Here is a 21,790-nt window from a genome sequence, read left to right as displayed (position 1 = left end):
TGAAATTCATGCACGTGTAGCAGTCCTCAACAGATTTACGGAATTAGGTCGACCACTTACCCAAGTTACGCCTTAAATTTGGCTCAATTAGGGGGCTTTGTATTTCAAATCTTTGTGCAACAAAGCCTTCTTTTTATGAAAAAAGACGCTATTTTTTAAAATGTTTTACCGATTATCTACTGCAAATGGATGGATCGGATCTATCAAAAGGGTTGTTCTATTTCATTATCAAAATATTTTTAGATTGGATTGATCAGCAAAAGAAAAATTTTGATTTATCCAATAAAGATAGTGTGATCGATGCCTATCGTCGTTACAGTAAATATTTAGTAGATCGGACTCTGCTTGCGGATACTGATGACGATAACTTGGCTGCGCATACCGCAAAGCAGTATCAGCGTTATGTTGCAAAACTGATCGCATATGTATTTGATTGTCATGAAATTGATATTGCTAGTCAAGCGATGCAAGTACAGTCGCAGCGTTATGATGTTCCCGTTTTACCAATTGCACAGGAGGATCATCAAAAAACGTATGCAACTTTGTTGAATGTATTTTCGGAAATCCATCGTATCGTTGTCCAGAAGGGTAACTTTCCCGCGCACTTTCAATCCGTGGATCAGGAAGAGTTCTATTTTTACTCAGGCTTTAATCATCAAATTGAAAAACAACATATTCAGTTTGATATGCACAGCTATTTGTCTAAATATTCAGCTATTCCCGATTTTTCAAAAATGTTGGTGGATTTCGGGCTTGCTGAAGATAGTGATCATCGAAAGCGCTTACGTGAAAATCGTAATCAAGCGATTCGTAAGCTTGAAGAGCGTAATAAAGATAAACGACATATGGAGCGAGAGCGACTTGCCTCCTATGGTCTTTGCATCGGCATGTTGTTGTTTATCACACAAACGGGGGCTAATTTAGACACAGCTCAGCAGTTACAGCTAGATACGATGGAAATCTTGCCCTCAACTCAGGGGCGGAGATTCTCAGGAACAAAAAGTCGTGCTGGAGGGAAAGAAGTTCGGCCTGAGTTTGGGGTGACATTTGAACCTGTTTTTAGACAAATTTTAGAACTTAGAGCATGGTATATCCAAGATGAAACCTGTGATTTTGTCTTTCCACAACGTAATGAAATTCGAAGGCTTGTGCCGATTGGACATAATAAATTGCAAAATATAAAAAGCTTTTTACAACGCATTTTTCCTCAAATGGTTTGGATTACACCACAACAGTGGCGTAAGCATAAAAGCAGTCAAACCGTTGAGTTAAGTGATGGTGATTTACTGCTTGAAGCTGAAGTTATGGGTCACTCACTCGATACAGCAAGAAATAATTATGCACGTACGTCATTTAAAGATGCAGCTCAGCAAATTTCACAGTTCTTTAATGAGCTGAGAGATGTTGCAGTCGCACAAACTCGAACGCTTGAGCGAATTTCGGTACAAACGATAGATCAGCCTGTTGATGTTCAAACCTTACCTGTCGGTGCATGTGTGACAGCAACGCCACAGCCTGAAAAAGCACTTGGTTTTACTGCACAAGCGCCAACCCCAAACTGCCAGCAATTTGAGCATTGCTTGTTCTGTCATCACTATGCAATCCATGCCGATGATACGGATATTCGTAAGCTTTTATCACTGAAAAGTCTACTTGGTTATGTCAAACAAAAAGCCACGGATTTGATCAAATGGGAACAGCAGTTCGGTGTTGTACTACACCGAATTGACGAAGTGCTTAATGATTTATCAAACACTTATGAAAATCTACGTGACCGTATTTTTTCAATTCAAGAAGAAGTAGAAAGCGGTGATTTAGATGCCTATTGGCTCAATCATTTTGAATTATTACTTGATTTGGGGTGGATCGCATGAGTTCATTTAATTCGTATTTATATGCTACTGGCGTTGCTGAACAGTTTTTACCTGATGAGTACAATCTACAAAATAATCAGCTGACTATTCCAAGTTCTTTTGTATTGTCTCGAATGAAAAGTGGTGCAACATTATCGGTTTATACAGACAATGTTTGGGATCTTTCACCCTATTTACCGAAGTGCCACTGTCGCCTGAATTTTGATAGCTGGCTTGAAAATGCTCGTGAAGATAATTTTCTATTCTGTCAAATACGTGCAGAAATGAAAAAAATCATCTTTGCATTATTATACGTTAAAACAGGTAAGTCGATGATTAAAAGTATTAAGCAACGCCATCTTGCATTGCGTCAGTTTGCACGACTTGCATACAAGAATGGTTGTACGTTGCGGCAGTTATTTGGTGATGGTGCTTATCTATCGAAAGTCAATGATGCTTATGCTGGCGTGAGTTATTCAACCGCTTTGTGCATCAAAGCATTTTTAACCGATTGTTTTACGCTACAACAGCAGTACCCCTTATTAATCCCTGCTTTTAGTACATATCAACCGATTGAGCATTTAGTCAAACTCGTTGCATTATTGCGCTTACAGTCAGGTAAAGTCGGCCCGCAAACCAAACTTATTCCTTCACGGCTTTATATCGCTTTAATTAATGCTTTAGCAGATAAATTGAATGAATTTAATCAAAATGCACCTGCGTTGTTGCAATGGTTTCAGCGTATTCAGCAGGATGCCAATTTTGCACTGATGCCTATAGAGTTTAAACGTGCTAAACGAGCAATAAGTTTCGACGATGCTCGTGATTTGCTGGGTTTAACAGAACTATTTGAGAATCATCAGATTAAAAAACATGCCAATCTGACCCGTTATATAACGTTGATTCAAGGCATGGCCAAACTTTGGATTCACTTATTCACAGGTATGCGGGATAACGAAGTCAATCAACTGTCTTATGATTGCTATCAAACGGTTAAGAGCAATGAGCATCTTGTGCATGTGCTGATGGGTTATACTTCAAAATTACACGGTGGCGGTAATAAATCCACCTATTGGATCACATTTGAAGATATTCAAATCGGAGTGAATGCTGCTCAAAGCATTGGTGAGATTTATGCTTTGCTCAATCCACATTATGATTTTTCTAACCCTCGTGAATATCCCTTATTTCCAACAAGATATTTACAAAAACCTCGGCATAAAAATAATCGAAATATTGAGCATGAGGCGGATTTTATTTCTAATTATGAAGGTGCTCCGACTCGCACAGAGACTAATTTTAATGACTATCGTCAGCATATTCTAGAAAAGTTGGGAGATGAACTACGAATCACTGAAAGCGATATAGCTGAGCTGGAAGCATTCGATAGCTTCCGCAACTGGCGAGAAGAAAAAGACTGTCAAATTGGTAAATATTGGAATATTTGCACGCATCAATTCAGACGTTCTTTGGCGGTCTATGGTGCACGTTCAGGCGTTATTGGGCTAGGGGCCTTGTCTGTGCAATATAAGCATTTAACCGAAGCGATGACGCTATATTATCGAGAAAATTCAGTATTTGCTCCGAATATTTTAGCCAATGATAGCCAAAAAGAGTTTATTCAAGAGCTTGAGTATCAGCGACTGGTACATTCTTATGCCCAGTTCGAGGACAGTGTAATTAATAGTTCTAGTCGCTTGGCAGGTGGTGCAGGAACCTATTTACAGCTACAAAAAGACCGTAAGCAATTACTTAAAGTATTCCCTAACCGTGATGAAACCATCAAGCGTATGAAAAAGGGTGAAATCGCCTATAAGCCTAGCTTGTTTGGAGCATGTAGCAATCCTGATTCTTGCGAAAAAATTTCTTTTACTGCAATTACTAGTTGTTTGAGTTGTGCCCATGCTGTGTTTGACGCAACAAGTGCTGAAAAAATGCAAAAAGCGGTTCAGCGGCTACAACGGCAGCGAGATATGCAAGTACAGAACAGTCTGCTATACGGGCAAATGGACAGTGAGATTTTGGCTTTAAACAAAATGATTCAAAGAATTCAAACGATTAATATTGAGGTGTAAAATATGAGTGCACTTAATGATTATTACGCAGCTTTAGAGCGATTAAAAGCCAACAAACCGATTGTTCTACCGAAAGGCTCTGCCATTAATAACGATACGGTTGCAATGGAGGCTGGACGTAAACGAGGCTCGATTAAAAAGAGCCGTCATGCTGCATTAATTGAGGCAATTGAGCAAGCTGCACAGGCAGCAGGGCAAAATGTTCTTTCGCCTGCCCAGCAAATTGAGCAAGCGAAAATTAAGACCAAGGCGGTGAAAAGTGATTATGAGCAGCTGAAAGAAGATTATGAAAAACTGCTGGAAAAGTGCAATTCGCTGTTGCTGGAAAATTTTGAATTGAGGCAAAGTGTCCGAACTTTATAATTGAGATAGCCACTAAATTTTGTAATTTAGTGGCTATTTGATTTTAATTCGCCTTACAAAAAGATGAATTTATTGCTAAAATTTTATAATAATTTGAAATAGCTAGGTTTTTTTAAGGGGGCATGGATATTTTCGGATATTACTATTATTTGCCTTGATCTATACCATAACGAATAGTCGATTCTATATTTTATTCATAATTCAGGGTAATATAGCTAAATTTTCAATCTACCACGTCAACTAGCATAAATAAAAAATTCTTGTTGTGATTTGGAATCTGCTCCACTGATTGGGGGTGAGCAGGTGAAATTGTGTATTAATGTATCCATTCATTCCATATTTATTTAGAGGAATTATGACTAAATATAATATTTTCATAATTGGAACTCGTGCCCAATTAATAAAAGTTGCACCAACCTTAAGGGTATTTGAAAAAAAAGGTCTTCCATTAAAATTTATCTTGACAGGGCAGCATAATGATACTATGGACGACATCATTGAAGAATTTGGAATAGAAACCCCAGCAATACCATTAATTAAAAATAAAGAGCACTCTTCAATTTTAGCTTTATTGTTATGGTTACCTCGTATTTTTTTATTAATTATTCTTACATTAAGAAAGTATAAAAAATCAAATATTTTTGTTCATGGTGATACATTAACTACCTTGATGAGTACATTAGCAGCAAAACTTACTGGAAATTCTGTTATCCATTTGGAAAGTGGCTTAACTTCTAAAACGCTTTTCAATCCATTCCCTGAAGAAATAATTCGAAGAATTGTATTTAGATGCACAGATGTTGCTTGTTGTCCCAGTGGAAAAGATGCTCAACACATGAAAAAATATCCTAAAGCCAAGATTCTTTATACTCATGGCAATACCATTCTAGACAGTATTGTCTATTTAAATATTGGGAAAAATATAAAAAAAGAACCAAATACAATCTTGGTTTCATTACATCGCTTTCATAACATTTACAATAAAGAAAGATTACAACCCATTGTAGAAATGCTCATTACCTTAAGTGAAAAATATACAATTAATTTTGTTCTTCATCCAGCAACACAGAAAAAGTTATCTCAATATGGCTTGTTAGAAATACTAAAAAAAAATAGAATTAATTTATTACCAAGGATGGTTTATCAGAAATTTCTAAATTTTGCATTATCAAATGAAATTGTTATTACTGATGGTGGTTCAAACCAGGAGGAATTAGCATATTTTGGCCATCCAACTATTATTCTAAGAGAAATAACTGAGAGGCAGGATGGTATAGGTGAAAATGCTATTTTAATTAATGAACCATTGAATATTGTTAAATTTATTATGTCTAGAGAATACACTCGTCTACAAAAACAAAAACTGAATCTAACGTCCTCACCCAGTGAAATAATTGCTAATTACTTTAGATCATAAGATATTGAATACAGGAATGACTTAATGAATATATTAAACTCACCAACCACCATTTCCCAGTCAAACATATTCCCTAAATACCCAGAGAATTTTGGTATGGTGGCAATAGAAGCTGCTGCACATGGCACACCTACTGTTACCTTTGCGACGGATGGAATTGTGGATGCTGTACAACATGGTAAAACTGGGTTTTTAATTAAAAAACAAGATTACCAAGCTCTGACACAAACAAACTTAGAGTTTTTAAAAGGTAATTTATTAATAGATAAGACACTATGTAGCAATGCTGCTAAGCAATTTGCATGGGCTTTGTTGCATAAATATGTAAGCATCTGATTTAAATAAATTTAATTTTAGATCAAAAAATAATCAAAACTTTTAAAATCATATAGTTATGAAATCTTTGTGCAACAAAGCCATTTGCATGGTATCATCTCTTAGAGAAGTTTAATCAATTAATAAAGTCTTTGGACGATTAAATTAAATTTTTCTATCGTCTTTTTCCAATCTAAAATCTCTATATTTACTTTAATTAGACTATAGAGTTGTTGATTTATCTTTAAAGTCAACGTTTTATAGTCTTTAGGAGGGTACAATAAACTACTATCTAATAAGTTTTTCATATCACCAACACTACTTGATAGAATAGTGAGATCTGTTGCCAACATTTCATAGGCTTTTTGTGGAAAGCAATAACGCCCAAAATCATCATCAGGAATACATACTACCCCAATATCTAAAGATTGAAACAGATAATTAATTTCCTGATGAGGCAACATTCCTAAATATATAACTCTTTCATCATTTGGTAAGGGTGTATCTTCCTCTATAGGTCCTGCAAGAACTAAATATATATCTGGATCTTGCTGCCGAATCATTTCCCAAGCCTGAAATAGATCATCTATTCCTTTCATTTTTGTTAAACCGCCAGCTGTCCCCACTAATTTTGCATGAGCAGGTAAATTTAATTTTATTCTTGCTTCAGCTTTACTCCCCTTAAAGAATAGTTTTTTATCAATTACACTTGGCATGGCTAAAATATGAGGTACATTTGGGTGATCCTGCTTAATTTTTTCAGCCAAACTCTCACTTGTCGTACTAATTAATTGAGCAGAATCCAATGCTCTATAAAAAAAAATTTTGATGAATGGAATATTGGCCTGACCATAAGATTCGAAATTATCATATAAGTCTGCAACAAATGGCTTACTTAGTTGTTTTGCACACCATGCACCCCAAACAATATGTGGAATATCTGATGCAGCAATAACAATATCTGGTTGGTATTGTTTTAATTTTTGTGAAAGTAAAAAAGGATAAGTGAATAATCCCAGTTTTTTTAAGCCCTTATAACTTTTTGAGTGCCAAATAAGTTTTTTTTCATGATTGGACTCATCCCAAGTGCCTTCATGATGTGATTGATAACTCAAACAAAAACATTCAACTTGGTGCCCAAGATGTGCCAATTGATTCGGTATCTCGTATAAACGCGCATATTTATCTAAAATGACATCTTTAGACATATATTGCCGTTTACATAAGAATGCGATTTTCAATTATTTTCTCTCCAGTATTTTATCTACAGCATTCAACGCCGCACCTACAACTTGATCCATATTGTAATAGCGATACTCTGCTAAACGACCAACAAAAGTAACATTTTTTTCACAGTCTGCTAAGGATTTGTACTTCTTAAATAAAGCTTCATTTTCATCACGTGGAATTGGATAGTAAGGATCACCTTTAGCTGTTGGATACTCCCGAACAATTGAGGTGGTAGGGTGTTGTTGCCCTGTAAGATGTTTAAATTCAGTAATGCGGGTAAATTCAAAGTCATTTGGATAGTTTATAGTTCCGACACTTTGGTATTGTTCAGTATTTTCTAGGTGTTGATGCTCAAAGCGCAAGGAGCGGTAAGGTAACTTGCCAAATTTATAGTCATAAAACTCATCTATACAACCTGTATAAATCAGATGATCATACTCGACACCTTGTGCCAGCAAATCTTTATAGTCTGTACTCAATTTGACAGTAATGTTTGGATGATTCAGCATATTTTCAAACATAGCTGTATAACCATGTAATGGCATTGCTTGATAAGTATCGGTAAAGTATCGGTCGTCGGTATTGGTACGTGTTGGAATACGTGCCGCTACGCCTGCTTTTAACTGAGAAGGATCTAGCCCCCACTGTTTTTTGGTGTAGTTTAAGAAGAACTTTTCATATAAATCTCGACCGACTGAATTAAGTACAACATCTTCACTGGTTAGTACTTTTTCTTTTGGTTCACGTACTTTTTCAAAATATTCAGCTGCTTCTTCTTCAGTTAAATCTAAATCATAAAGTTGATTGAGTGTGTCTCTATTAATCGGGAAGGGGTATTCCTGACCATTGAGTACGCCACGTACCCGATGTTCATAAGGTCGCCACTGGGTAAATTGTGATAAGTAGTTAAATATACGTTCACTATTGGTATGGAAAATATGTGGGCCGTATTGATGAATTAGAATGTCATGGGTGTCTTTGAGATCGTAAGCATTACCAGCAATATGATCTCGACGATCAACAACTAAAACCTGATACCCTGCTTCTGCCAATTCACGTGCTGATACCGCACCTGCAAAACCTGCCCCAACGATTAAAATTTTCATATTTCTTACCTAAAAATTAACAATTATAATAATTAATCATTAATTTATTTAAATGTGAATCCATGGAAAATATATTTATCTGATTCCTCCAAAACAAAGATAAATTTCCAGGATTAGATGTCAAAAATTCAAGCTTACTGTAAAAATCATTTACATCATTGTGTTTAAATATAAATTTAGTATCTTTACTGAATATTTCAGAAGCCCCTCCTAAATCTGAGGTAAGAATAGGAGTACCACTAGACACCAACTCGATAGCAACTTGAGGTAAATTATCTTCCCATTGAACAGGAATGATACCCACATCTATAGATTCTAAAATATTTAGAATATTCTTATGATTATACCCATTATATAATTTTAGGTATTCAAATTTTTCTTTTAGAGTTTCAAGTCTATCCAATGTATCTTGATCACGATATCCTGCTGCAACAACTATATTAATTTTATTGGCTAAATCAATACTCATACTTTCAATAGCGTCAAGAAAAAAATCAAACCCCTTATCTGAACGCATATATCCTAAATAACCAATTGTTATTTTATCATCAAACTTCCCTTTCAAAACTGTTTTCTTATAATTTGAATAAAATTTAGTACCTATATAATTAACACTTATATTTTCACTTGAAAAACCAAATTTAATTAATACTTCCTTAGTTCTTTCAGAAACACAAATAATTTCATCAAAAAATTCTTTACACATATAAATGTTTTTTAATCTAAATTCTTCAAATTTTTTTGAATTACCCTCTCTATTAAAAGAATTCTCATCATAAAAAAAATTATTTTTCAAGTTAAATAAATAACGATATTTCTTAAAAATAATTCTTAAAAATGAATAGAATCCATTATAAAACTTAGATTTATTCATTATCCTTTCTTTTAGAAAGGTTTGTATAAATTTTACTTTTCTTTCATGCAAGGAGATATCATTATATTTAACACAATTAAGGCAATTTTCCCCCAAAGAATAGTCTAAGCAATTTTTTTCATTTTTATACCATAAGTTCACTTGCATACAAAGTAAGTTATAATTATGGACTGAGAAAATAAATTTTGATTTCTTATAAATATTTCTTAAATTTTCAATAAAATTAAAGGTCAAACCTTCAATATTATGAAAGTGGAATACATCAATTTCAGGAATTTCTTTATAAAGATCATCAGCAAGAGAATTTATCTCAATATTTGAAGTAAATATATCAGGTCTGTGAAAGGAGCTGGCGGAAGGTGCTATAAATGGTGAATTATAAATAATACAACGTGTAAGCCTACCCTCACTATAAAATTTTAAGAAAGGCTCTTTTCTAAAAAAATCATACCTATCTCCTGCACTCAAAAAATATACATTATGTCCTTGATTTATTAGTTCATTAACTAAATTTCGCAAATAAACACTAACTCCTCCTCCAGGACTTCCTTGATCATCAAATTGAACAAAATTATATAATAAAATATTCATATTAATTCCAACACCATAAAATTTTTACTTCTAGATATTCCATAGATATTACAGCCATTGTGATATTTTTAGACATTAAATTCCAATTTAATGGTTTTATCACAAACTGCTATTGCACTCTCTCGATGAGCAATAATCACCATAGTCTTTTCTCCACTCAATCCTTGAATTGCCTCATTTACCGCTTGCTCTGTTTCTGTATCTAAAGCACTAGTCGCTTCATCCATAAACAGCACTTGTGGATCTCTATATAAAGCTCGAGCAATTCCGATACGCTGGCGTTGCCCACCAGAAAGCATCACCCCACGCTCACCCACAAAAGTATCATAACCATCTTTTAGGTTATTTACGATAAACTCATGAATTTGTGCTGCCTTTGCAGCCTTCATAACAGCATCCATGTCAATATTATCTTTTGGAACGCCAAACGCAATATTTTGAGCGACTGTTTCATCTACTAAGTAAATAAATTGAGGAATATAGCCAACTAAGTTCTGCCACGAATGCACATTGTTTTTACTAATCACAATGCCATCCACCAATAACTCGCCCTGCTGTGGTTCTAAAAGCCCAAGTAATATATCCATCAGTGTACTTTTACCCGAGCCGCTTTTTCCAACAATTCCAATACTACTCTTACAAGGAATAACAAGGCTAAAATTCTCTAATATATTTTTATTTGGGTCACTTGGATAAGCATAACTTACATTTCGTAGCTCAATGCGGTCTTTAAAGCTAAGTTGTGGATAATTCTGCTTTTGATCTAATTGAGTAGGCAAGTACAAATCATCTAATATTTTATTGGCTGAATCTAAAGAAAAACGCATGCTTGATATTGCACGATAAATATTTTGTGCTGAGGGCAACATACGATATGCAGCAAAACCAAATAATCCCAATGATGGCAATATTGTAGAAATATTTTGATTATTTAATACTAGGCCTATTGCTAATCCTATAATTGCACAATACCCCATTGCTTCAACCAATAACAAGGGAACATTCCCTACAGTTTGATTGGCGGCTAGATGTCTTGCAAAAATTCGGGATTGCTCTTGAAAATGTTTTAAATAACCTTGATCTGCATGGTTAATTTTAACATCTTTAATACCGCCCAAGACTTCATTACAAGCTTTATAGCGCTCACTATTCGCATGATGAAATTCCTGACCAATTCGACCTAGAAATTTTCTTACCCCTAAATAAATTAAAACATATACCATTAAAAACAAAGTAAATGCAGTAATTGCCATATATGGATTATGCATAAATATCAACATAATCATAGCAAAAATAACTAGACCATAAGATATTATGATCATGATAGGCTGAATAATATTATCAATCAGTTGATCAATCTGTGAAAGAATATTTTTTGTTAGTTCCGAACTATTTTTCTGAATAAAGAACTCATAATCTTGCTTTAAATATATCGAAAGTAATCGAGTTGATAAATAATGGCGCTGCAAACTTACAAAGCGACTTGTTCCATAAGAATGAATCACTTTAAAAATAGCTGACAAAATAATCAGCACCATTGAAATCAGGCCTAACTTAATAATAAAATTAGTATAAGATGTAGCATTTAAAATTACATAAAAATAATGGAATTTTTGATCATTTTGAATGATATTAGGACTAGAAAGAACGGCTAAAAATGGCATAATTGAGATTACACCAAGTGTTTCTAAAAATGCCATTAAAATAGTTAAAATAAGAACAATAACAAATTTTCTTTTTTCCAATTGAGTTAAAGTTTTCCACAAACGATAAATAATGTCCAACATCTTAATTATTCGCTATCTTTATACATAAGGCTAGTAATTTGTTCTGAAATAAGCCCCATCAGAAAAACCATAATACTTCCCGTATATAATAAAGCACTCATATTGGTAAAACGACCTGCATCCCACAAAGTATAGCCATACCAACCTGTTCCCATTAAAAATAGCACTACAGCGATTGGTAAAAACATCTTTAAAGGTGAGAACAATGTTGCTATCTTAAAAATAATCAGAAAAAAACGTATTCCATCTTTTACTGGATTGATATGGCTTTTCCCAATTCGTTTTGCCGCGTGAATTGGCACATAAGTGACCGAATAACCCGCACGAAAGAACGCCATTGTGCTGGTAGTTGGATAAGAAAAACCATTAGGCAGTAAATATAAAAATTCACGGAATTTATCTGCGCGGACGGCACGAAAACCAGAAGTGAGGTCTTCTACTTTTTGTTCAGTCATATACGTTGCAAGGTTGTTGTAAAGTGCATTGGCAATACCACGACCAATACTGGCTTGTGAGCCTTTTTGTCTGGCCCCTACAACTAAGTCATAACCTTGTTGAATTTTCTCAATCAAGCGAGGGATATCTTGCGGATCATGCTGCCCATCTGCATCCATAAAGACAATCACATCACCTGTTGCAGTTCTTGCTCCAGTTTTAATCGCTGCACCATTACCTTTAGAGTAAGGATGAGTGACTACTTTAGCACCAGCAGTTTCTGCAACTTGTTTTGTTTGGTCTGTAGAACCATCATTCACCACAATAATTTCATGAGCAAGCTGTAATTGTTGAATCTGTGCAAGGGTTTGACCAATTGCAGCAGATTCATTTTTTGCAGGGAGGACGATGCTGATCTTCAAATTTTTCCCCTTAAAGCTCAGTTTGAATTTTATCTATGAAGACTTTTTGTAATCTTGATATTTCCATATCATACTCGGTCTTACTACGCTTTAACTTAGATGTATCTTGGTGCTGATATACTTCATCAACTTTATTGAGTAAATTTAAAGCATTTTGTGCTGAGCCATAGGTACCAAGTTCTGCAACCATCATTAATCCAGCTTCAACATCATTATATCTTTGAAGTGCTTCTTGATAATATGCTATAGCTGCCTTCTCTTGATGCATAGCTAAATATATTTTTGCTTTAAGATACGGTGATAAACGCTGGTAAACAGAAATTTTGTTATAGCCCGCATGTTGGTCTAAATGTTGAATTAAGCTTAAAGTGAGCTGACAATAACGAATACATTGCTGTTCATTTGCAATAACACCTTCTGTAAGTACACGTAAGCCTTGTATTGCTTGGGCATCAAAAGGTTGTTTTTTTAGTTTTTGGGTGGTGAATTCAAAATCTTGTTCAGTTGCTAAAGCATAGGAAACTTTTTGTAAAAGTAGTTGCATATTAAGCAAAGCACTTTGCGGCATTCTTTCTAGAGAGCTTTCTAAATGCTGGTTAGATTCAAATAGATAACCTTGCTCTGTTAGTTTTCTTGCAATAGTGCTTTGAGCACGTGGAGAGTTAGGGGTGTTTTTGGCCCAGTACATTAAAAGAGCGTTAGTATTTCCCCAAAGTTTTGCTCGTTCATAAGTAAAAAAGCTTAAAATTGAAAAAATAACGGCAATAATTAAATAAACTAGTTTAGGATTTATTTTTTCTTTTAAAAAATACAAGGCAGCAGCGATAGGTAAAAATAAGAATAATGCGGCTAAATAATTACGATGCTCAAAATATAGCTCTAGACCAAGTACTGTTGACTCCATCATATGTGCTGCAAAAAAGAATAGGATTGCAACTGAAAATAGAGGATATTTATTCTTATATAAGAAAGCTGAGAATAATAACCCTGTTAAAAAGACAATCGAAGATAGGGTTGTTATGGGGTCTAGTAAGGATTTAGATATTAAATATCCGTCTTGATAAAGTCCACGTCCTTCTATTTGGGGAATAAATAAGTGATATAAATACTCACTTACAATCCGAGCCTCACTGTATAGACGTTCTACTTGATTAAAATTGCGATTCGGCCAGAGATTTTCAGAAAAATTGAGCTCTCTAAATATGAGGTAAAGTACTGCCAAGGAAGGAAGCCATAAACATACGGCTCTCCATTGCCATATAGGTTTGTCGCGTTTATTTGGATTACAAAATTCTATGACTAAAATAAGTAAAGGAAGTAATGCTCCATTTTCTTTGCTATAGGTTGCTAAAATGGTACACAAGCCGATAGAGAGTGCCATATAAAAATAGGCTAGAATTGGTTTATGTGCTAGAAGTAAACGTGCTTTTAAATAGCCAATGATACCAATTAAAGTAAATAATGTAGCCAGTTGAGCCATACGTTGCACAACATAAAGTGTTGTTGAAACAAAATAAGGATGTAATAACCAAATACTTGATGCAATTAGTGCAATCCAAACTGCTTGTTGTTCTTTATAATTATAATTTCGTAATAAAAGTAAAACTGCCCAACAAAGTAAAACTCCATTGAATAAATGAATCATTAAATTGGTGTATTTAAATGAGTAAGCAACAGATGGCCAGGTATTATCATTCAATAAAAAGCTTAGTAATGAAATAGGCCGACCTGTAGGGCCAGATGAGCCAGATAAAATAAAATTATTGATTTTTTCCCAACTATTTATTGTCCCATAAGTCCCAAGTTGATTAAGGTTAGGAATATCATCAAATAAAAATGTCCCATTGAGACCTGATTTATAAACAAAAAAGGTAAGAGGAAGTGCTAAAAATATATAAATGATTTGTAGTTTTTTCAAAATTTCATCTCAAAAATAAACGCCCAACAGGGCGTTTATTAAATTCTTAGACAATTAATTATTCACGGCAGTTCGATGGAACATAATTTGGATCAATTGAATCTACTTTACATTTCCATTCAACTGAACCTGTTAATGTGGTTGGGCTTAGTAATAAGGTAGCACCATTTGTCACTTTTGAATTATATGTAATTGTGATTAAGCCATCTTCAATTTCTACAGAATCTACAGAATTTCCAGTGATAGTATCTGCTACGCCAGCCGCAGCATTATCTGCTGGTAATTCTCCTTGCGATGAAAAATATTCAGTAACTGCTGCTTTAGCACCACCAGCAAGGTTTAAACCTTCTGTTACATGTGAGCGCTTAGTGTAGTTTTGATAAGCAGGAATCGCAATTGCAGCAAGAATACCAATAATAGCGACAACAATCATAAGCTCGATGAGCGTGAAGCCCTTCTGCATTGTATTCATAACATTCTCCACAAATGTTGTTAATTTAGTTATAAGCTTTGTAAGCTAATTTATTGTTTGCACAAAGTATGCCAAAGCATATTATCCAATAATTCAACGTGAAATCAATACATTATTTAATGGATTGAAAAATGTAAAAAAACCTTGAGGTTAACTTTTGTAAATAAGTGACAAATAATGTCAGTTTTGTCAGTTTATAAGATACCTAAACTAGGGTTTTTACTACTGTAGTGGGTTGGAATATCGTTTTAAATACTCAAGTGCAATTTGTCGAGAACCAGCATAAGTAAGATGTTGATTATCCCGATAGAGTATCGTTTGATTGAGTGCAGAATAACAGTATTTTGCATCACATACGACATCATTAAAATCTATCACAATTAAATTGGGATGCACTGCTTGAATACGGTTTAAAAGCTGCTGCCACTCCTGAAAGTCGTTCCAATGCTTGCTGCGCTCAAAATAGCATGCGCTAAACGTAGTACGCAAATGACAATTTATATCGACATCCCTAAGTATTGGATTGTCATTAATTAGTACAGGAATAGCTCCAGATGTTTCAATGATTTGAATAGCATTATTGAGCCCTGCAATAAACATGGCTTTTGATTGATCTTTGACAGGCTGGAGTGTTTTTGAATAAATATGCCGTTCCCAATTGTGAGGAAAATACCCTCCCATGATCACATATTTAAATGAATTGCTCTTGATCAAATTGACAATATCGGCATTCTTTGTGTGAAAGTCAGCAATTCGTTGAGTGGTTTGAGTTCTCGGATTTTGGCTAAATCTATGGACACCCACTAGAAATGCCGTTGAGGAATTGGTAATTTCATAGCCTTTTAAATTTGTATCCATTAAAAGTTGATGAATAAAACCAGATTGTGCATTAGCATGACTATCACCAACCAAAAGGACTGAAACTTTTTCAATATGTTTCTTGCCTAAAAAACACTCATCAACAGGATGTTTAGGCAGATCAATACATTTGATATCATTGTGTTGATTATCGAAATCGTTTTGACCTGTTTCTTTGAAAAATACAAGCCAACTCATACTGAATAGTAGGGTTAGCAAAGCGGGTAAGATAAAGAACAGTTGGATTGGTGTCTTAATTTTTTTTAAAGATAACTTGATTGATTTTTCAATAACCTCATAACTGAATATTGATAATATAAGTGCCAAAATCAAAATTAAATTTTTTGTAATAAAGTCGAGCTTAATTGATTGTTGATTAAAGTAAACAATGATTGGCCAGTGCCATAAATACATAGGGTATGAAATTTTTCCAATATATTCTAGCCACTTGGTTGAAAGTCCAGTGAAATATTGACCTGAGGAGATAAACAATGCTGCCGCTAAACAAGGAACCAAGGCAGTATAAGAAGGAAATAGCATTTGGCTATGAATAAAAAAACTTGAGATGATAATAATTAAAATCGAAAATAGGCCAAGTAATATTGATTTATTTTTATTCAATCTTGTGGAAGGTAAAAATACTAAAGCTGCGCCAATTGCAAACTCAAATACTCTGGAAGGGAGTAAGTAATAGGCTGCAACTGGATTGCTTTGAATCAATAGATGTGAGGTTATTAATGATAATGAAATAATAACAATCAGTGAAAATATTTTTATATTTTTTGAAAATTTGATGATCCCTAACAGAAATAAAGGCTAAATTAAATAAAACTGTTCTTCTAGGCTTAAAGACCAAATATGCAGTAGTGGTGTGGATTTTCCAGAAATACTAAAATAATCATTTAATAAGTTTGTGTAATAAATATTAGAGCTAAGTGTAACGGTTGATGCAACTGTTTTTAAATATTGTGTCCATTCTTCTTGTGTAAGAATGAGAGAAAAAGCAATAGAGCAAGTCAGCAATACTGTAAAAAAAGCGGGAGCGAGCCGTAGAACTCGTCTTTGATAGAATTTCTTAAAAGAGAAAGTACCTGATGTTCTTTTTTCTGAAACTATATTTTTTGTAATGAGATATCCAGAAATAACAAAAAAAACATCTACACCAATAAATCCACCCGAAAACAAAGTAAAGTCTAGGTGATTGAAGATAACGAGTAATACCGCAAGAGCACGTAAAATATCGATATGTGGTTGATATTCTGACTTCATGAGGCTGATCAGTTTCGTTATAAAAATTGAATTGCAATGTAGCAGAAGAAAGGTGTTCTGAGAATATTTAACCAATTTTAAGTTGGGTAGTAATGTCATACTTCAAGTTTTAGTCTGCCTTTCATAGGGAGCCTTAAAAATCATTTTTTTTGAATGGACAAATTTTAATATTTTGTCCATTCAAAAGTATGTCCATATGGACAAAATGGATAGCAAAGTAAACTAATATAATTCAATGGTTTGATTTATGTCCATATAAAGTGACTTATGGAATGTCATTCATTAATGATCGTTGTAGCGATTATTGGTATTTTGGCGGCAGTTGCACTTCCTGCATATCAAGACTACACCGTACGTTCTAAAGTGTCTGAAGGTATTCTTGCAGCGTCTTCTTGCCGTACAGCAGTTACAGAAGCAATTGATTCAGGTACCCTACCTACTGCAGGTCAATGGGGGTGTGAGCAAGGTTCCGGTACAACTGAAGCTACAGCTGCTTCAAAATATGTGCAAACAATTACAGTTTCTAGCGCTAATCCTGCAATTGGACAAATTACAGTATTACTAGCAAATAAATCTGAGTTAAAAAAAGCTGCTGGTGAAAAAATCATTATGACACCAAAAGTTGCAGGTAATCTTAACTTGACTACAGCAGTGGTATCTGGACCTACTAATACAGTGGATGGTGCACTAATTAAAGAATGGTCATGTGGTCCTGAAAATAGTACTAAAGCTGCAATTATGGCTAAATACTTACCAGCTTCTTGTCGTACAGCTCAATCGTAATTAGTTGAACTAAAAAAGCTGACTAAAGTCAGCTTTTTTAGTTGTGATAAATATGAAAATTATAATTGCTACTATTTTAGTTTTTTTCTCTCTATCCTATTTTATAGGTATATCTCCATTTCCATGGACTTCATTTTCACAAGACTTGCTTTGGTTTTTAGGTCTTATATTGTGCATTACACTTTTTTATAAAAAAAATGTGAGTTTCCCAAAATTATTGTTCCCTCTGTTCATTCTTTGTTTAGTACCATTTGTACAATACTTATTTGGTCAAATTTATTATTTTACGACAGCATTTTTTAGTTTCTTATTTTTATTCGGATTATTAGCTTCAGTTATCTATGGGTACAATAGTATTCAGATTGCTGAAAAGGAAAAAGTAATTAAATATACTGCATATTTTTTTACTTTGGTTGGATTTGGAAGTAGTGTATTTGCAATAGCGCAGTGGCTTCAAATCTCTCATCCTTATATTTTAAATTTAAGTCACAATCGACCATATGCAAATTTAGGCCAGCCAAATCAATTGGCAACACTACTCATGCTTAGTATCTGCAGCATTTTGTTTTTGTATGAACATCAACGGTCTAAAAATATATTATTAATTTTGCTACTCCCCTTTGAGGTTTTAGCGCTTGTATTAACTCAATCACGAACGACATGGATTGTTTTATTTATATTATTTCTGATTTTCATCATTAAAAAAAATCACTTTGAAAAAAAACGACTGTTTATATCGCTTTAATATCGGTATTTTCTTACGTATTTATTTTTATATTCAATACTGAAATTTCAGAATATTTAAATCTATTAAAGCCAATTTCAATAGAAGAGCGACTGAATGGTGGATTGGGTCGTATTGAAATGTGGAAGCATATGTTCTATGCAGCAATGCAAAAACCTTGGTTGGGTTATGGTTGGTTTCAAACCACAATCGCACAATTAGAAGGGGTAGTTTTATTTGAAAATGAAGGTAATCTTTCTAGTGCGCATAATATCATATGTGATCTAATGTTGTGGGTAGGTATTCCATTCGCAGTTCTTATTATTGGATATAGCTTATATCTTATAAAACTGGTTTTTCTAAGTATCCAAGGTTTGCCACAGCTTTACTTATTTATGATGGTAGCGTGTATATTGGTACACGCCCAACTTGAGTACCCATTGTATTATAGCTATTTTTTATTTCCATTAGGTTTTTTTATTGGTATATTACTTATTGATTGTAACTGTAAATATTTTTTATTAAATGAAAAATTTAAGCATATAATTTTTCTTATTTCCATATGTTTTTACGCTTTAATATTTAAACAGTATGATCAGTGGCTCAGTGATTTGGGTTATGTATCTGGTATGGAAAATACTGGAAAATCAAAGCATAAAAAGTCTATATTGTTTTCTCAATTTTCAGATCGTGCAGATTTTATTGTTGCAAGGATAGATCAAAATTATACTCGATCAGAATTTGAGTTTTTTGAGTATTACGTGAAAACCCAACCTACTGAGTACAATTTATATAAAATGGCTCAAATTTTTTATTTTAATGAAGATATGAATAGAGCAAATTATTATCTCGAAGTATATAATTCTCTTTATAATAAAAAAGCATTGTTTAAAGATTTGTCTAAAATTAATACGAATCAGGGTATTGGTATCTCATCACTATTTGAAAAAAATAGTAGTAAACCAAATCTAAATATGAAGTAACTACTTATGTCTAAACGTTTAAAATTTTTTATCAAACATTTAACTTTGTCATTAGTTTTTAGCATAATTCTACTAGGATTGTTATTAAATTTTTGGTATCAAATGCCTCTTGCGAAAGCAGTTGGTGTGACGAGCATTATTTTAATATTGTTTTTCATTGATATTACGCTTGGTCCCTTATTAGGATTATTAGTTTATAAAGAGCATAAAAAATCTTTGAAATTTGATCTTTCAATTATCATTATTATTCAGATTTTTGCTTTACTTTATGGTGTTTATACACTAGAACAAGGTAGACCAGTCTGGATTGCCTATAATGTTGATCGTTTTGAATTAGTACGAAAAAATGAATTAATTATAGAAAATTTAGACCAAGCGAAAACTCAATTTCAAAAAACCTCATTTTTAAGACCTCAATATGTAGCTGTTGAATTTTCTAAAGATAAATTACAACGCGAAAACGACATGTTCGCTGAAGTATTAGGTGGAATTTCAATTGCTCAAAAACCTGAGCGTTATGTGGATTTTATTCAAGCTATACCTCAAATTAAACAACAAGCAAAAAATGTAAAAGAGCTTGAGCAATATAATGATCAGATGCTTGTACAACAAATTTTAGAAAAATATCCTGAAGCTACAGGGTATATTCCACTAAAAGCCAATGCAGTTGATATGACGGTATTAGTCAATAAAGAAACTGGTGCGGTTATAAAAATTGTTGACCTTCGCCCATGGAAATAAATTGATTCAATAAAAAACCCGCATCTGCGGGTATTTTAATAAATCAATATTAAATCTGACTCTGAATATAATTCTCTATACCCACAGTCTCAACTAAGTCTAATTGGGTTGTGGTCCAGTCCAGCCATTCTTCTTCTTTCTCTAAAATTTCTTGCACCAAATCTCGAGTGACATAATCTAACTGTTCTTCTGCTAGTTTAACTGCAGTTTGAATGGCTTCAATGTTCTCTTTGACTTTACGTACATCGCAGTTTAAAACTTCAACGGTATGCTGACCGATATAGAGCTTACCTAGGTGTTGTAAGTTAGGTAAACCTTCTAAAAATAAAATACGTTCAATAATTTTATCGGCATGCTTCATTTGGCGAATAGATTCTTTGTATTCCGCAGAGCCCAGTTGCTCAATGCCCCAATCGTTAAACATACGTGAATGAAGAAAATACTGGTTAATTGCAGTTAAATGATGATAAAGCACCTGATTTAACTGATTAATTACATCACGATTGCCTTTCATGTCTGACTCCTTAACTGCAATAAAGCTCGAACTAAGCAATATAAATTCGATATTAGAATAGAAATATCTTAAACAACAAAGTGTAAATTAGCGAGTATTTTATAGAACAGCAAATGAAAATCACAATCAAAACAAAGCGCTAATTTCCAGATATTTAACAAATAAAAACCCGCTTAGAGTCAGAAGCGGGGGAGGAGGAATAGCCTGAGACCATTGGTTTTATAATTATGATTGTTGAGAAAATTTAAAAGCTTGGCTTATGCAGCAATTGCGATACGGGCTGCAATTTGCGCAACTTCATCACTGATGATCATACGTGCTTCAGGAGCACAGCGACCACAACAGGTGCCTAAATCGAGCATATCGCGAACTTCACGATAGCTTTCTGCACCATTGGCAATTGCATCTTTAATGTCTTGATCAGTAATACCACGGCACAAACAAACGTACATGAAATCAAACCAAGTGAATAAATGGGATAAGTAATATTATTGATAATTATTATCGTTTGTCAATAAAAATAATTTAAAAATACTTTTATGCTGATTGAGTTTTTGAATAAAAAATGTCATTTAAGCGGAAATCTGAGTAATGCTCAGATTTCCAGGTGAGGCTTTTGTTCTTTTGGAATGTGATATTTCGTGAAAGGCTTAAGCGATGTTAGTAACTTATTGATTAATAATCACCACACCATCCATTTCAACTAGGGCACCTTTTGGTAGGCTAGCTACACCGAGTGCTGCGCGTGCTGGGTAAGGTTGAGCAAAGTATTCGCCCATAATTTGGTTGACCAATTGGAAGTTAGAAAGGTCAGTGAGGAAAATATTCAGCTTAGCGATATCGGCTAGCGTACCACCTGCAGCTTCACATACCGCTTTTAAGTTGTCGAATACACGGCGAATTTGAGCTTCAATGCCTTCTACCAGCTCCATGCTATATGGATCTAAGCCAATTTGACCTGATAAATACAAAGTGTCGCCCACTAAAATGGCTTGTGAGTAAGTACCAATTGCAGCGGGTGCATTTTCAGTATGGATTACCTGGCGGGACATCTATTTCT

Annotated in this window: 20 protein-coding genes and 1 pseudogene; 9 read left to right on the top strand and 12 right to left on the bottom strand. The window is 33.9% G+C overall.

What is annotated here, in order from left to right; all coding sequences use genetic code 11:
* The first annotated feature begins 185 nt into the window (after nucleotides 1-185).
* From FTT94_RS10075 to FTT94_RS10055, 5 genes are all read left to right on the top strand, one after another.
* Nucleotides 186-1,874, top strand: a complete 1,689-nt coding sequence (locus tag FTT94_RS10075) for a hypothetical protein (RefSeq protein WP_180170723.1) — start codon at nucleotides 186-188, stop codon at nucleotides 1,872-1,874.
* Nucleotides 1,871-3,928 (top strand): hypothetical protein, encoded by a 2,058-nt coding sequence (locus FTT94_RS10070; protein ID WP_180170722.1) that lies wholly within the window; start codon nucleotides 1,871-1,873, stop codon nucleotides 3,926-3,928. The genes FTT94_RS10075 and FTT94_RS10070 overlap by 4 nt, the downstream gene beginning before the upstream one ends.
* A 3-nt stretch (nucleotides 3,929-3,931) precedes the next feature.
* Entirely contained in the window at nucleotides 3,932-4,291 is a 360-nt protein-coding gene (locus FTT94_RS10065) for a hypothetical protein (RefSeq protein WP_180170721.1), read from the top strand.
* A 355-nt stretch (nucleotides 4,292-4,646) separates the two neighbouring features.
* Nucleotides 4,647-5,708 (top strand): UDP-N-acetylglucosamine 2-epimerase, encoded by a 1,062-nt coding sequence (locus tag FTT94_RS10060; protein WP_180170720.1) that lies wholly within the window; start codon nucleotides 4,647-4,649, stop codon nucleotides 5,706-5,708.
* 24 nt (nucleotides 5,709-5,732) lie between these two features.
* Nucleotides 5,733-6,044 carry a glycosyltransferase gene (locus FTT94_RS10055; RefSeq protein ID WP_180170719.1) on the top strand — a complete coding sequence of 104 codons (312 nt, stop codon included), beginning with the start codon at nucleotides 5,733-5,735 and terminating at the stop codon, nucleotides 6,042-6,044.
* 119 nt (nucleotides 6,045-6,163) lie between these two features.
* On the opposite strand, the gene FTT94_RS10050 is transcribed toward FTT94_RS10055, so the two are convergent.
* From FTT94_RS10050 to FTT94_RS16685, 9 genes and pseudogenes are all read right to left on the bottom strand, one after another.
* A complete protein-coding gene (locus FTT94_RS10050; protein ID WP_257231377.1) occupies nucleotides 6,164-7,231 on the bottom strand; it encodes a glycosyltransferase family 4 protein in 1,068 nt (355 codons plus the stop codon).
* A gap of 33 nt (nucleotides 7,232-7,264) precedes the next feature.
* Nucleotides 7,265-8,359 (bottom strand): UDP-galactopyranose mutase, encoded by a 1,095-nt coding sequence (gene glf, locus FTT94_RS10045; protein ID WP_180170717.1) that lies wholly within the window; start codon nucleotides 8,357-8,359, stop codon nucleotides 7,265-7,267.
* Between the two features lie 16 nt (nucleotides 8,360-8,375).
* Nucleotides 8,376-9,824 (bottom strand): glycosyltransferase, encoded by a 1,449-nt coding sequence (locus FTT94_RS10040; RefSeq protein ID WP_180170716.1) that lies wholly within the window; start codon nucleotides 9,822-9,824, stop codon nucleotides 8,376-8,378.
* Between the two features lie 68 nt (nucleotides 9,825-9,892).
* Nucleotides 9,893-11,611 (bottom strand): ABC transporter ATP-binding protein, encoded by a 1,719-nt coding sequence (locus tag FTT94_RS10035; RefSeq protein WP_180170715.1) that lies wholly within the window; start codon nucleotides 11,609-11,611, stop codon nucleotides 9,893-9,895.
* Between the two features lie 5 nt (nucleotides 11,612-11,616).
* Nucleotides 11,617-12,468 (bottom strand): glycosyltransferase family 2 protein, encoded by an 852-nt coding sequence (locus FTT94_RS10030; RefSeq protein WP_180170714.1) that lies wholly within the window; start codon nucleotides 12,466-12,468, stop codon nucleotides 11,617-11,619.
* Between the two features lie 10 nt (nucleotides 12,469-12,478).
* Entirely contained in the window at nucleotides 12,479-14,386 is a 1,908-nt protein-coding gene (locus FTT94_RS10025) for a tetratricopeptide repeat protein (RefSeq protein WP_218956005.1), read from the bottom strand.
* 58 nt (nucleotides 14,387-14,444) lie between these two features.
* Complete coding sequence (locus FTT94_RS10020) at nucleotides 14,445-14,858, bottom strand: pilin (RefSeq protein WP_180170713.1); 414 nt, start codon at nucleotides 14,856-14,858, stop codon at nucleotides 14,445-14,447.
* A 222-nt stretch (nucleotides 14,859-15,080) separates the two neighbouring features.
* Entirely contained in the window at nucleotides 15,081-15,914 is an 834-nt protein-coding gene (locus tag FTT94_RS16690; protein WP_257231379.1) for an SGNH hydrolase domain-containing protein, read from the bottom strand.
* Between the two features lie 120 nt (nucleotides 15,915-16,034).
* A pseudogene (locus tag FTT94_RS16685) lies at nucleotides 16,035-16,985 on the bottom strand (acyltransferase family protein); the annotation flags it as partial.
* Between the two features lie 267 nt (nucleotides 16,986-17,252).
* Here FTT94_RS16685 and FTT94_RS10005 point away from each other — a divergent pair.
* Genes FTT94_RS10005 through tfpZ form a run of 4 tightly spaced genes read left to right on the top strand, consistent with a single transcriptional unit; the run spans nucleotide 17,253 to nucleotide 20,216 of the window.
* Complete coding sequence (locus FTT94_RS10005) at nucleotides 17,253-17,768, top strand: pilin (RefSeq protein WP_257231375.1); 516 nt, start codon at nucleotides 17,253-17,255, stop codon at nucleotides 17,766-17,768.
* A gap of 52 nt (nucleotides 17,769-17,820) precedes the next feature.
* Nucleotides 17,821-18,513: a pilin glycosylation ligase domain-containing protein gene (locus tag FTT94_RS16680; RefSeq protein ID WP_257231374.1), complete on the top strand. Its 693-nt coding sequence runs from the start codon at nucleotides 17,821-17,823 to the stop codon at nucleotides 18,511-18,513.
* The gene (locus FTT94_RS16670) at nucleotides 18,504-19,475 is read left to right on the top strand and encodes an O-antigen ligase family protein (RefSeq protein ID WP_373686028.1); all 972 of its coding nucleotides are present in this window, start codon (nucleotides 18,504-18,506) and stop codon (nucleotides 19,473-19,475) included. Before FTT94_RS16680 ends, FTT94_RS16670 begins: the two co-directional genes overlap by 10 nt.
* Nucleotides 19,476-19,481: 6 nt before the next feature.
* A complete protein-coding gene (gene tfpZ, locus FTT94_RS09995; RefSeq protein WP_180170711.1) occupies nucleotides 19,482-20,216 on the top strand; it encodes a TfpX/TfpZ family type IV pilin accessory protein in 735 nt (244 codons plus the stop codon).
* 49 nt (nucleotides 20,217-20,265) lie between these two features.
* Here tfpZ and bfr read toward each other — a convergent pair whose 3' ends face one another.
* From bfr to FTT94_RS09980, 3 genes are all read right to left on the bottom strand, one after another.
* Nucleotides 20,266-20,730 carry a bacterioferritin gene (bfr, locus tag FTT94_RS09990; RefSeq protein WP_180170710.1) on the bottom strand — a complete coding sequence of 155 codons (465 nt, stop codon included), beginning with the start codon at nucleotides 20,728-20,730 and terminating at the stop codon, nucleotides 20,266-20,268.
* 257 nt (nucleotides 20,731-20,987) lie between these two features.
* Nucleotides 20,988-21,182 carry a bacterioferritin-associated ferredoxin gene (locus FTT94_RS09985; protein WP_078192519.1) on the bottom strand — a complete coding sequence of 65 codons (195 nt, stop codon included), beginning with the start codon at nucleotides 21,180-21,182 and terminating at the stop codon, nucleotides 20,988-20,990.
* A gap of 216 nt (nucleotides 21,183-21,398) precedes the next feature.
* On the bottom strand, nucleotides 21,399-21,782 hold the full coding sequence (locus FTT94_RS09980) for a RidA family protein (protein WP_078189365.1): 384 nt from the start codon (nucleotides 21,780-21,782) through the stop codon (nucleotides 21,399-21,401).
* Nucleotides 21,783-21,790 lie beyond the last annotated feature (8 nt).

The organism is Acinetobacter sp. YH12027 (assembly GCF_013420085.1).
In the GTDB taxonomy this organism is placed as follows: Bacteria; Pseudomonadota; Gammaproteobacteria; order Pseudomonadales; family Moraxellaceae; genus Acinetobacter; species Acinetobacter amyesii.
Note: the sequence above shows the minus strand (reverse complement) of the source record. Positions and strands in the feature narration are given on the sequence as shown.